9 protein-coding genes and 2 pseudogenes are annotated in these 12200 nt (G+C 60.3%); 10 read left to right on the top strand and 1 reads right to left on the bottom strand.

All coding sequences use genetic code 11. From position 1 onward, the window contains the following. Positions 1–43 precede the first annotated feature (43 nt). The 8 genes and pseudogenes from GSM73_RS04875 to GSM73_RS04910 all read left to right on the top strand — a co-directional run. A pseudogene (locus GSM73_RS04875) lies at positions 44–856 on the top strand (ATP-binding protein); the annotation flags it as partial. A 244-nt stretch (positions 857–1100) separates the two neighbouring features. After that, positions 1101–2360, top strand: coding sequence for an AGE family epimerase/isomerase (locus GSM73_RS04880; protein WP_160891733.1), 1260 nt, complete (start codon positions 1101–1103; stop codon positions 2358–2360). Positions 2361–2476: 116 nt separating this feature from the next. Further along, positions 2477–3778, top strand: coding sequence for an ABC transporter substrate-binding protein (locus tag GSM73_RS04885; RefSeq protein ID WP_047228362.1), 1302 nt, complete (start codon positions 2477–2479; stop codon positions 3776–3778). Between the two features lie 180 nt (positions 3779–3958). Beyond that, positions 3959–4867 carry a carbohydrate ABC transporter permease gene (locus GSM73_RS04890; RefSeq protein WP_047228361.1) on the top strand — a complete coding sequence of 303 codons (909 nt, stop codon included), beginning with the start codon at positions 3959–3961 and terminating at the stop codon, positions 4865–4867. Continuing rightward, positions 4860–5705, top strand: a complete 846-nt coding sequence (locus GSM73_RS04895; protein ID WP_047228360.1) for a carbohydrate ABC transporter permease — start codon at positions 4860–4862, stop codon at positions 5703–5705. The genes GSM73_RS04890 and GSM73_RS04895 overlap by 8 nt, the downstream gene beginning before the upstream one ends. Positions 5706–5707: 2 nt before the next feature. Next, entirely contained in the window at positions 5708–6868 is a 1161-nt protein-coding gene (locus GSM73_RS04900) for an ABC transporter ATP-binding protein (RefSeq protein ID WP_047228359.1), read from the top strand. Between the two features lie 144 nt (positions 6869–7012). Next, positions 7013–8359 carry a carbohydrate porin gene (locus GSM73_RS04905; protein ID WP_047228358.1) on the top strand — a complete coding sequence of 449 codons (1347 nt, stop codon included), beginning with the start codon at positions 7013–7015 and terminating at the stop codon, positions 8357–8359. A gap of 157 nt (positions 8360–8516) precedes the next feature. Further along, a complete protein-coding gene (locus tag GSM73_RS04910) occupies positions 8517–9371 on the top strand; it encodes a D-hexose-6-phosphate mutarotase (protein WP_047228357.1) in 855 nt (284 codons plus the stop codon). Positions 9372–9511: 140 nt separating this feature from the next. Here GSM73_RS04910 and GSM73_RS04915 read toward each other — a convergent pair whose 3' ends face one another. Continuing rightward, a complete protein-coding gene (locus GSM73_RS04915; RefSeq protein WP_171061416.1) occupies positions 9512–10372 on the bottom strand; it encodes a MurR/RpiR family transcriptional regulator in 861 nt (286 codons plus the stop codon). A 196-nt stretch (positions 10373–10568) separates the two neighbouring features. Here GSM73_RS04915 and zwf point away from each other — a divergent pair, with 196 nt between their 5' ends. Both zwf and GSM73_RS26895 read left to right on the top strand, forming a co-directional pair. Next, positions 10569–12038, top strand: a complete 1470-nt coding sequence (gene zwf / locus GSM73_RS04920) for a glucose-6-phosphate dehydrogenase (RefSeq protein ID WP_107321627.1) — start codon at positions 10569–10571, stop codon at positions 12036–12038. Then, positions 12025–12200, top strand: a pseudogene (locus tag GSM73_RS26895) (6-phosphogluconolactonase); the annotation flags it as partial. The gene zwf and the pseudogene GSM73_RS26895, both read left to right, overlap by 14 nt.

Below are 12200 nucleotides of genomic sequence, written 5' to 3' on the forward strand. Positions count from 1 at the left end.
GCCGGTGCCGCGTTCGTTGCTTGGAAGAATGCTGCTGCTGACCCTGCTGGTGGTGCTGTTCATCGGTTTGCTGGTGCATTGGCAGAGCCGGCCCCTCAAACGCCTGGCCCGCGCGGCACGCGACATGTCCCTGGGCGCCGAAGTGGAACCGGTAGCTGAAGGCGGCGGCAGCGAAGTGGTGGAAGTGGGCAGGGCATTCAATGCCATGCGTGAACGCATCAGCCGTTACCTGACCGAACGCAGCCAATTGTTCAGCGCGATTTCCCATGACCTGCGCACGCCGATCACGCGGCTGCGCTTGCGGGTCGAACTGCTGGAGGACGAAAACCTGCAGGCCAAGTTCGGCCGCGACCTGGACGAGCTGGAGTTATTGGTCAAAGGTGCGTTGCAATGCGTCAAGGACACCGACATTCACGAAAACATCGAGCCGGTGGACCTCAACCATGTGCTCGATTGCCTGGTCGAGCCGTACCTGGCGCCCAATGGCAATGGTCGGGTGACCCAGGATGGCCGCGCGTTGGCGCCGTATCCTGGCAAGCCACTGGCCCTCAAGCGCTGCATCGGTAACCTGATCGACAATGCGCTGAAGTACGGGCAAAACGCCCATTTGCACATCGATGACGATGACACCGCGTTCATCCTGCACGTCGACGACGAGGGGCCAGGTGTGCCGGAGCAACGTCTGGAGCAAGTCTTCGAACCGCACTTTCGCCTGGCCGGGCAGCAGCAGGGCTATGGCCTGGGCCTGGGCATCGCCCGCAACATCGCCCATAGCCATGGCGGCGAAGTCAGCCTGCAGAACCTGCGCGAGGGTGGGTTGCGGGTGACATTGCAGTTGCCTCGCAGTGTGGATTAGTCGGACCGCGTTCTCGTTGATCGCGAGCAGGCTCGCTCCCACAGGGCTCGGTGGTGACCACAAAAATTGTTTATTCCCTGGCGCCAATGTGGGAGCGAGCCTGCTCGCGATGATGCCGTCAGCTTCAGCACATCGCTCAAGTGAATGTCACAAGTCGGTGACATAACTCGCCCCTTTCGTTACCTGCCACCCGCCATCCCTTGTTTAGACTCCCTGCGTCAAAACAACAAAAAAAGGTACTCCCATGGACACCTTCCAACCGGCCTTCAGCAGTTGGCTGAATGCGCCTGCCCACCAGCAATGGCTTGCCGCCGAAGGCTTGCGTCTGCTGGCGTTCGCCAAGGCCTCGAAGCTGCCGGACGGCTTTGGCAACCTGGACGAGCAGGGTCGCCTGCCGGACGATGCCCGGGCTGAAACCATGAACACTGCACGCATGACCCATAGCTTCGCCATGGCCCATATCCAGGGGCTGCCGGGGTTCTCCGAGCTGGTGGACCACGGTGTCCAGGCCCTCAGCGGCCCTCTGCGGGACGCCGAGCACGGCGGCTGGTTCGCCACGGCGCAACCCCATGAGAACGACACCGGCAAGGCCGCCTACCTGCACGCATTTGTCGCCTTGGCGGCCAGTTCCGCAGTGGTGGCCCAACGTCCTGGCGCCCAGGCGTTGCTGGATGAAGCCGTGCGGGTGATCGATACGCACTTCTGGAGCGAAGAGGAGGGCGCCCTGCGCGAGTCCTTCAACCGCGACTGGAGCGACGAAGAAGCCTATCGCGGCGCCAACAGCAACATGCACGCCACCGAAGCCTTCCTGGCCCTGGCCGATGCCACGGACGAGCCCCGCTGGCTGGTCCGCGCGCTGCGTATCGTTGAGCGGGTAATCCACGGCCACGCCGCCGCCAATGACTACCTGGTGGTGGAGCATTTCGATCGTCACTGGCAGCCGCTGCGCGAGTACAACCACGACAACCCCGCCGACGGTTTTCGCCCTTACGGCACCACGCCCGGCCATGGTTTCGAATGGGCGCGGCTGCTGTTGCACCTTGAGGCTGCACGGGTGCAGATTGGCATGTTGACCCCGGGCTGGCTGGCCCAGGATGCGCAGAAACTTTTTGACCAGAATTGCCGCCACGGTTGGGAGGTCGACGGCGCCCCAGGCCTTGTCTACACCCTGGACTGGGACAATCGCGCGGTAGTTCGCCATCGCCTGCATTGGGTGCATGCCGAAGCAGCGGCCGCCGCCAGTGCCTTGCTCAAACGCACCGACGAGGCGCAATACGAAGCCTGGTACCGGCGGTTCTGGGAGTTCTGTGACAAACATTTCATCGACCGTTGCAACGGCAGCTGGTACCACGAGCTCGATCCGCAAAACCGCCCCAGCGCCGACATCTGGCCGGGCAAGCCGGACCTGTATCACGCCTGGCAGGCCGTGCTGATCCCGCGTTTGCCCCTCGCCCCCAGCATGGCGACGGCGTTGGCGAAACTCTCCAGTCCCGCGCCTGTGTAACCATGCCGTGACATTTACGCGTCCCTTCGTTACCTGCGAAGGGATTTCCCCTGTTTAGAATCCATGCAGCGCAAGCACCAGACTTGCATGCATAACAACAAGAAAGGTACTTCTAGATGAATGCGATTTCTCGCCTCGCTACTGTCATTTCTCTTGCTTCCCTGCTTCCCGTCGCAGCATTCCCTGTCAGCGCCCTTGCCGCCGAATCCAAAGGCAGCGTGGAAGTCGTTCACTGGTGGACGTCCGGTGGCGAAAAAGCCGCGGTCGATGTGCTCAAGGCCCAGGTAGAGAAAGACGGCTTTACCTGGAAGGATGGCGCTGTTGCCGGTGGTGGCGGCTCAACTGCCATGACCGTGCTCAAGAGTCGTGCCGTGGCCGGTAACCCACCGGGTGTGGCCCAGATCAAAGGCCCGGACATCCAGGAGTGGGCGTCTACCGGACTGCTCGACACCGACGTCCTGAAAGACGTTGCCAAAGAAGAGAAGTGGGACAGCCTGCTCGACAAGAAAGTCTCCGATACCGTGAAGTACGAAGGTGACTACGTTGCCGTGCCGGTGAACATCCACCGCGTCAACTGGCTGTGGATCAACCCGGAAGTCTTCAAGAAAGCCGGCATCACCAAAAACCCCACCACCCTCGAAGAATTCTACGCCGCCGGCGACAAGCTCAAGGCAGCAGGCTTCATTGCGCTGGCCCACGGCGGCCAGCCTTGGCAGGACAGCACGGTGTTCGAAGCCGTGGTGCTCTCGGTCATGGGCGTCGATGGCTACAAGAAAGCCCTGGTCGATCTGGACAACAAAGCCCTGACCGGTCCAGACATGGTCAAGGCGTTGACCGAGCTCAAGAAAGTCGCGACCTACATGGACGTGGACGGCAAGGGGCAGGACTGGAACCTGGAAGCGGCCAAGGTCATCAACGGCAAGGCCGGCATGCAGATCATGGGTGACTGGGCCAAGAGCGAATGGACCGCCGCGAAGAAAGTCGCCGGCAAGGACTACGAGTGCGTAGCTTTCCCGGGGACCGACAAGGCCTTCACCTACAACATCGACTCCCTGGCGGTGTTCAAGCAGAAAGACGAAGGCACCGCGGCCGGTCAGAAGGACATCGCCAAGGTCGTGCTGGGTGAGAACTTCCAGAAAGTCTTCAGCATCAACAAGGGTTCGATCCCGGTGCGCAACGACATGCTGGCCGACATGGCCAAGTACGGTTTCGATTCCTGCGCCCAGACCGCTGCCAAGGACTTCCTGGCGGACGCCAAGTCCGGCGGCCTGCAGCCGAGCATGGCGCACAACATGGCGACCACGTTGGCAGTACAGGGCGCGTTCTTTGACGTGGTGACCAACTTCATCAACGACCCGAAAGCCGACCCAGCCGACGCCGCCAAGAAACTTGGCGCAGCGGTTCAGTCTGCCAAGTAACCGTTAGCACCGCGACCCCCTGTGGGAGCGAGCCTGTGGGAGCAAAGCTTGCTCGCGATGAACGATAACGCGGTCATTCGAAAGACCGTAGCGCCTTCATCGCGAGCAAGCTCAGCTCCCACACAAGCCCGCTCCCACAAGGGATGCGAGTAGTCTTTTTCTCAAGTACTGGATCTTCCCATGAGTTCTGTTGCTGTGTTCAGCAAGGCCTCGCCGTTCGATGCATTGCAGCGCTGGCTCCCAAAACTGGTGCTGGCGCCGAGCATGTTCATCGTTCTGGTGGGCTTCTACGGTTATATCTTGTGGACGTTTGTTCTGTCGTTCACCACCTCGACCTTTCTGCCGAACTACAAGTGGGCGGGCCTGGCGCAATACGCGCGGCTGTGGGACAACGACCGCTGGTGGGTGGCGAGCAAGAACCTGGCGCTCTTTGGCGGCATGTTCATCGGCATCACCCTGGTGATCGGCGTGCTGCTGGCGGTGTTTCTTGACCAGCGCATTCGTCGTGAAGGTTTCATCCGCACCATTTACCTGTATCCGATGGCGCTCTCGATGATCGTCACCGGTACGGCCTGGAAGTGGTTGCTCAACCCGGGCATGGGCCTGGATAAATTGTTGCGTGACTGGGGCTGGGAAGGTTTTCGCCTGGACTGGCTGATCGACCCGGACCGTGTGGTGTATTGCCTGGTGATCGCCGCAGTGTGGCAGGCCTCGGGTTTCATCATGGCGATGTTCCTGGCCGGCCTGCGTGGGGTGGATCAATCGATCATCCGGGCTGCGCAGATCGATGGCGCGAGCATGCCGCGCATCTACTGGAAAGTGGTGCTGCCGAGCCTGCGTCCGGTGTTCTTCAGCGCCGTAATGATCCTGGCGCACATCGCGATCAAGAGCTTTGACCTGGTGGCGGCGATGACAGCCGGCGGCCCGGGTTACTCCTCTGACCTGCCTGCCATGTTCATGTACTCCTTCACATTCAGTCGCGGCCAGATGGGCATGGGCTCGGCCAGTGCGATTCTGATGCTCGGTGCGATTCTCGCAATCATCGTGCCTTACCTGTACTCCGAGCTGAGGACCAAGCGTCATGACTAGTCTCGCTGCCAAACCTTCCATCAGCCTGAGTCGCATCGCGATCTACGCGGTACTGATCCTTGCCGTATTGCTTTACCTGGTGCCGCTGGTAGTCATGCTGTTGACCAGCTTCAAGACCCCGGAAGACATCAGCACCGGCAACCTGCTGAGCTGGCCGACCGTGGTCACCGGCATCGGCTGGGTCAAGGCCTGGGCCACGGTTGACGGGTATTTCTGGAACTCGATCAAGATCACCGTCCCGGCGGTGCTGATCTCCACCGCGATCGGTGCATTGAACGGCTACGTGTTGTCGATGTGGCGCTTTCGCGGTTCGCAGTTGTTCTTCGGCCTGCTGCTGTTCGGCTGCTTCCTGCCGTTCCAGACCGTCCTGCTGCCGGCTTCGTTCACGCTCGGCAAGATGGGCCTGGCCAGTACCACCACGGGGCTGGTGTTCATACATGTGGTCTACGGCCTGGCGTTCACCACGCTGTTTTTCCGTAACTACTACGTGAGCATTCCCGATGCGCTGGTGAAAGCGGCGCGACTGGACGGTGCGGGTTTCTTCACCATCTTCCGGCGGATCATCCTGCCGATGTCCACCCCGATCATCATGGTCTGCCTGATCTGGCAGTTCACCCAGATCTGGAACGACTTCCTGTTTGGCGTGGTGTTCTCCAGCGGCGATTCGCAGCCCATCACGGTGGCGCTGAACAACTTGGTCAACACCAGTACCGGGGCCAAGGAATACAACGTTGATATGGCGGCGGCGATGATCGCCGGGCTGCCGACCCTGCTGGTCTATGTAGTGGCAGGCAAGTATTTCGTGCGCGGTCTGACGGCCGGCGCAGTCAAGGGGTAATCATGGCAACGCTCGAACTTCGCAATGTAAACAAGACCTATGGTGCCGGCCTGCCGGACACCCTGAAGAACATCGAGTTGTCGATCAAGGACGGTGAGTTCCTGATCCTCGTCGGCCCTTCGGGCTGCGGCAAGTCGACGCTGATGAACTGCATCGCCGGCCTTGAAACCATTACCGGCGGCGCGATCATGATCGGTGACCAGGATGTCAGCGGCATGAGTCCGAAGGATCGCGACATCGCCATGGTGTTCCAGTCCTACGCGCTGTACCCGACCATGAGCGTGCGGGAGAACATCGAGTTCGGTCTGAAGATTCGCAAGATGAGCCAGCCGGCCATCGACGAAGAAGTCACCCGCGTGGCCAAGCTGTTGCAGATCGAACACCTGCTCAACCGCAAGCCCGGCCAGCTTTCCGGCGGCCAGCAACAGCGCGTGGCCATGGGCCGGGCGCTGGCGCGGCGGCCGAAGATCTACCTGTTCGACGAACCGCTGTCCAACCTCGACGCCAAGCTGCGGGTCGAGATGCGTACCGAAATGAAACTGATGCACCAGCGCCTGAAGACCACCACGGTCTACGTCACCCACGACCAGATCGAAGCCATGACCCTGGGCGACAAAGTGGCGGTGATGAAGGACGGCATCATCCAGCAGTTCGGCACGCCGAAAGACATCTACACCAACCCGGCCAACCTGTTCGTGGCGAGCTTCATCGGTTCGCCACCGATGAACTTCATCCCCCTGCGCCTGCAACGCAAGGACGGCCGTCTGCTGGCCTTGCTCGACAGCGGCCAGGCTCGTTGCGAGCTGCCGATGGGCATGCAGGATGCGGGTCTGGAAGACCGTGAAGTGATCCTCGGCCTGCGCCCGGAACAGATCATGCTGGCGGGCAACGAGCCCAATGGTTTGCCGACCATTCGCGCCGAAGTCCAGGTCACCGAACCCACCGGACCGGACACGCTGGTGTTCGTCAACCTGAACGACACCAAGGTCTGCTGCCGCCTGGCGCCGGACGTGGCGCCGCAGGTGGGGGAGACCCTGACGCTGCAATTCGATCCTTCGAAAGTGCTGCTGTTCGACGCCAAGTCCGGCGAACGCCTGGGCGTGGCCGGCCAGGTGCAGACAGATGCCCGGACCGCAAACGTAGCGCAGTTCAAAGGCCGATGAAGAACAAATGGGGGAGGGGGCTTTGCTCCCAAACAAGCTCTCTCCCACAAGGGAGTATGCGGTGAGTGGGGGACCATTCGCCGCAATCGTTGTAAACCGCGTTAGATAAAAACAGTTAATAACAATAAAGACGAGGATGTAGGGATGAAGAAGAACAACAACGCCCGGCGTGTCTGCCAATTGTCCGCTGTTGCGGCGATGATGCTGGCCGGTAGTGCGCATGCGGCCGAGGCTTTCAGCGCCGATTCGCAATGGATGACGGGCGACTGGGGTGGCGAGCGGACCAGGCTGATCGAGCAAGGTATCGATATCAAGGCTGATTTCGTCGGTGAGATGGGGGCCAATCTCGACGGCGGTTACAACGATGACAAGACTGCGCGTTGGTCCCAGCAGTTTGGCTTGGGCGTAGCCCTCGACCTGGAGAAACTGGCAGGTTGGGGTGATACCACGGCCAAGATTCAATTCACTCGCCGTGACGGTCGCAACATCTCCAACGACCGTATCGGTGATCCACGTGCCGGCACCCTCAGCTCTTCCCAGGAAGTCTGGGGCCGTGGGCAAACCACCCGTCTGACGCAGTTGTGGATCAAGCAGCAGTATTTCGACAGTAAGCTGGATGTCAAAGCCGGTTATTACGGGGTCGGTGAAGATTTCAACAGTTTCCCGTGCGAGTTCCAGAACCTGGCGTTCTGCGGTTCGCAAGCGGGTAACTGGGCAACCGGCATCTGGTACAACTGGCCGATCATGCAGGCGGCGATTCGCGTCAAGTACAACCTCACGCCCGAACTCTATGCGCAGATCGGTGCTTACAACCAGAACCCTTCGCAGCTGGAAAACGGAAACCGCTACAAGCTCAGCGGCAGTGGCACCAAGGGCACGCTCATTCCGGTCGAGTTGGTCTGGTCGCCCAAGCTCAATGGCCTGCCAGGCGAATACCGTGTCGGTTACTACAAAAGTACGGCCAAGGCTGACGACGTGCGCGAAGACGACAATGGCCAGGATGCCGCGACAACCGGTAACGCCTACCGCAGCCACAGCAGCAAGGATGGCTACTGGTTCGTGGTGCAGCAACAGCTCACCACCCACAACGGTGATGCATCGCGCGGTCTGAACATTGCGGCCAACGCCACCTTCCATGACAAGGAAACCAACGTCGTCGACAACTACCAGTCGCTGATGTTCGTGTACAAGGGGCCGTTCAATGCGCGTCCTAAAGATGACGTCGGGATTGGTTTCTCCCGCATCCATGTCAACGAAGATGTGAAGAAAAACGCCGAGCTGGTCAACGCGGCCAATGGTGTCAGCGACTACGACGATCCGTTGTTCTCGCCGTTGCGTGGCACCGAATACAACTACGAAATCAACTACGGTTTCCACGTGACCAACTGGCTGACCGTACGCCCTAACCTGCAATACATCACTCATCCGGGTGGTGTGAATGAAGTCGACGACGCGCTGGTCGCCGGTCTGAAAATTCAGTCGGTGTTCTAACACTGTTGCGATAAGCTCCTCTCTATGTGCGCATATTTGCGGATGGCCAAGGCTGTCCGCTTTTTTTTGTGAGGCCTACAGGCCTGCGGGGATAAATCCCCTCGCCACAAAAAGCTGTCGCATCAATCCAGTTCAATGATTTCCAGGACCGCAGCTCATGCATGAGCATCCGCTACAACGCTTTTTCAGATCCTTGCGCGAGCGCCCGGTGTTTGCGTGGGAGCGCTATCAGCAACGTGATGTGTTGGTGATCGATCATCCTCTGTGCCAGGCGGTGTTCAGTCGCCAGGGCGCGCAGCTATTGCACTTTCAGCCGCGGGGGCAGAAACCCTGGTTGTGGTGTGCGGCCAAGTGGCCACAAGTCGGTGCGATCCGCGGCGGTGTGCCGGTGTGCTGGCCGTGGTATGGCCGTCATCCCAGCGAAAATGCCTGGCCGTCCCATGGCTGGGCACGGTTGATCGACTGGAAACTGCTCGACAGCCGCAGCGATGAAGACGGTGTGCACCTGCACTGGCAGCTCCAGTTGTGCGACTGGCAGGTCGATCTGTACGCCGATCTGGGCGAACGCATGGAATTACGCTTGAGCACCGAGCATCAAGACAGCCTGCCGTGCCAATTGAGCCAGGCTCTGCACGCCTATTGGCGTATTGGTGACGTGGGTGAGATAGCGCTGTCTGGGCTTGAAGGCGCGCTGGGCTACGACCAGTTGAACCGTGCAGCCTGCCAGCAGGAAGGCGATTTGCGGGTCGAGGGCGGTTGTCAGCGGGTGTTCCAGCACGAGGGTGAACTGCAGCTCAAGGACCACGCCTGGCAGCGTGAGCTGTGCATCGACACCGGAGCCAGCGCCGATACCGTGGTGTGGCATCCCGGTGCCCGGCCTTTGCTGGGGGTGAGTTGGGATGAGGTGTCGGAGTTCGTCTGCGTCGAAGCGGCCAGCGGTGGCACTGACAGCCTCTGCCTGGCGCCGGGGGAGCGGGCGCATTTGAGTTTGCAGGCGCGGGTGGGGGCTTAGTTCGGGATCTGGAGTGTTGCTGCTGGCCCCATCGCGAGCAGGCTCGCTCCCACAGTGGATCTTCATTGACCGCAGATCCATTGTGGGAGCGAGCCTGCTCGCGATGACGGCCTGTCAGGCGCTCAATTACCCAAGCCAGTTCAGTTGAACTCATCCCCCACCGGATACCGGCTGGCATTGAGGCTTTCCTTGATCTTGCGCAGATGCGGCTGGAAGTCCACACCGCGGCGCAAGGTCATGCCGGTGGCGAGCACGTCCAGCACAGTGAGCTGGATGATCCGCGAGGTCATCGGCATGTAGATGTCGGTGTCTTCGGGCAGCGGGATGTTCAGGCTCAGGGTGCTGGCCTTGGCCAGGGGCGAGCCTTCGGCGGTCAGCCCCAGTACCGACGCGCCGTTCTCCCGGGCGATGCGTGCGACTTCCACCAACTCGCGGGTACGGCCGGTGTAGGAAATGATCACAAACAGCTCGCCCGTGTGGGCCACTGACGCGATCATCCGCTGCATCAGCACATCGGCGTGGGCGGTCACCGCCAGGTTGAAGCGGAAGAACTTGTGTTGGGCATCCAGCGCCACCGGTGCCGAAGCACCGAGGCCGAAGAAGTGAATCTGCCGGGCCTGGATCAGCAGGTCCACGGCACGACTGATCAAATTGGGATCAAGGGCCTGGCAGGCGCTGTCCAATGAGGCAATGGCACTGCCAAAGATTTTCCGGGTGTAGGCTTCCGGGTTGTCATCGGCCTCCACTGCGCGACTGACGTAAGCGGCGCCGCTGGCCAGGCTTTGGGCCAGTTGCAGCTTGAGTTCCGGGTAGCCGCTGACGCCGAATGAGCGGCAGAAGCGGTTGACGGTCGGTTCGCTGACCGAAGCGGCCTGGGCGAGGGCGGCGATGCTGAAGCGGGTGGCCTGCTGTGGGTTGAGCAGGATCACTTCGGCCACTTTGCGTTCTGCCTTGTTCAGGTCTTCAAGGCGACTCTGGATCTGTTCCAGTAAATTTCGCACGCGGTCCATACAAGATTCCTAGAAAGACGGGTCTTTGATACGACCCTTTGCGGTGGCCTATCCTACTGATGGCTCCGGTGTACCACCACTCGGAATCGGTATTTTCGAAAAATGTTGTGGTTATTACTACATTTTTCCTTGAGTGATGCCTTGAAAAAAGGTATTTGTAGCTTAACTTGATAAAAGAACAAACATCATGCATTCGATTACGGTTGAACCGTGCACCTTCGCCTTGTTCGGCGCGTTGGGCGACCTGGCCTTGCGCAAGCTGTTTCCTGCCCTTTATCAGCTCGATGGCGCGGACCTGTTGCACGAGGACACGCGGATCATTGCCCTGGCCCGGGAGCCAGGTAGCGAACAGCAACACCTGGCGTTCATCGCCGCGGAGTTGCGCCGCTACGTGGACGACAAGGATCTGAACGAGACCGTGGTTGAACGCTTCCTGGGGCGCCTGACTTATCTGCACGTGGATTTCCTCAAGGCCGAGGACTATGTCGCCCTGGCCGAGCAGGCCGGTTCAGCCCAGCAAGTCATTGCCTATTTTGCCACCCCAGCGGCGGTGTATGGAGCGATCTGCGAGAACCTGGCGAAGGTCGGCTTGTGCGAAAACACCCGCGTCGTGCTGGAAAAACCCATCGGCTCGGACCTGGAATCGTCGCGCAAGGTCAACGACGCCGTGGCGCAGTTCTTCCCGGAAAACCGCACCTACCGTATCGACCACTACCTGGGTAAAGAGACGGTCCAGAATCTGATCGCGCTGCGGTTCGCCAACAGCCTGTTCGAAACCCAGTGGAACCAGAATTACATTTCCCATGTGGAAATCACTGTCGCCGAGAAGGTCGGCATCGAAGGCCGCTGGGGCTATTTCGACAAAGCCGGCCAACTGCGCGACATGATCCAGAATCACCTGTTGCAGTTGCTCTGCCTGATTGCCATGGACCCGCCGGCCGACCTGTCCGCCGACAGCATCCGTGATGAGAAGGTCAAAGTGCTCAAGGCCCTGGCACCCATCAGCCCGGAAGGCCTGACCACTCAGGTGGTGCGCGGCCAGTACATCGCCGGCCACAGCGAGGGCAAGTCGGTGCCGGGTTACCTGGAAGAGCCCAACTCCAACACCCAGAGCGATACCGAAACCTTCGTGGCCCTGCGCGCCGACATTCGCAACTGGCGCTGGGCCGGGGTTCCGTTTTACCTGCGCACCGGCAAGCGTATGCCGCAGAAACTGTCGCAGATCGTCATTCACTTCAAGGAACCGTCCCACTACATCTTCGCCCCCGAGCAGCGCTTGCAGATCAGCAACAAACTGATCATCCGCCTGCAGCCGGACGAAGGGATTTCCTTGCGAGTGATGACCAAGGAGCAAGGCCTGGACAAGGGCATGCAATTGCGCAGCGGTCCGTTGCAACTCAACTTTTCCGACACCTATCGCAGCGCGCGGATTCCCGATGCCTACGAGCGGTTGTTGCTGGAAGTCATGAACGGCAATCAGAACCTGTTTGTCCGTAAAGATGAAATTGAAGCCGCGTGGACGTGGTGTGACCAGTTGATTGCCGGATGGAAGAAATCCGGCGATGCGCCCAAGCCGTATGCGGCCGGGTCCTGGGGGCCAATGAGCTCCATTGCACTGATCACGCGGGACGGGAGGTCATGGTATGGCGATATCTGAAGTGAAACTACCGCAGGGCGTCAGCGCCCACGAATTCAAAACCCCGGTGCTGCTGGCCGAGGGCTTGGCGTTGAAGGTGGCCGAGCAATTACGCGAGGCCATCGAGGCGCGCGGCACGGCGACCCTGGTGGTCTCCGGTGGTCGCAGCCCCGTGGCGTTTTT

Origin of the sequence: Pseudomonas sp. PICF6 (assembly GCF_009831705.1) — a bacterium.
In the GTDB taxonomy this organism is placed as follows: Bacteria; Pseudomonadota; Gammaproteobacteria; order Pseudomonadales; family Pseudomonadaceae; genus Aquipseudomonas; species Aquipseudomonas rhizophila.

Bases quoted from the DNA above. Each gene is read 5' to 3' on its own strand.
- GSM73_RS04890 (WP_047228361.1), top strand. From the start codon at position 3,959: ATGAGTTCTGTTGCTGTGTTCAGCAAGGCCTCGCCGTTCGATGCATTG.
- GSM73_RS04910 (WP_047228357.1), top strand. From the start codon at position 8,517: ATGCATGAGCATCCGCTACAACGCTTTTTCAGATCCTTGCGCGAGCGC.
- GSM73_RS04905 (WP_047228358.1), top strand. From the start codon at position 7,013: ATGAAGAAGAACAACAACGCCCGGCGTGTCTGCCAATTGTCCGCTGTT.
- GSM73_RS04895 (WP_047228360.1), top strand. From the start codon at position 4,860: ATGACTAGTCTCGCTGCCAAACCTTCCATCAGCCTGAGTCGCATCGCG.
- zwf (WP_107321627.1), top strand. From the start codon at position 10,569: ATGCATTCGATTACGGTTGAACCGTGCACCTTCGCCTTGTTCGGCGCG.
- GSM73_RS04885 (WP_047228362.1), top strand. From the start codon at position 2,477: ATGAATGCGATTTCTCGCCTCGCTACTGTCATTTCTCTTGCTTCCCTG.
- GSM73_RS04880 (WP_160891733.1), top strand. From the start codon at position 1,101: ATGGACACCTTCCAACCGGCCTTCAGCAGTTGGCTGAATGCGCCTGCC.
- GSM73_RS04900 (WP_047228359.1), top strand. From the start codon at position 5,708: ATGGCAACGCTCGAACTTCGCAATGTAAACAAGACCTATGGTGCCGGC.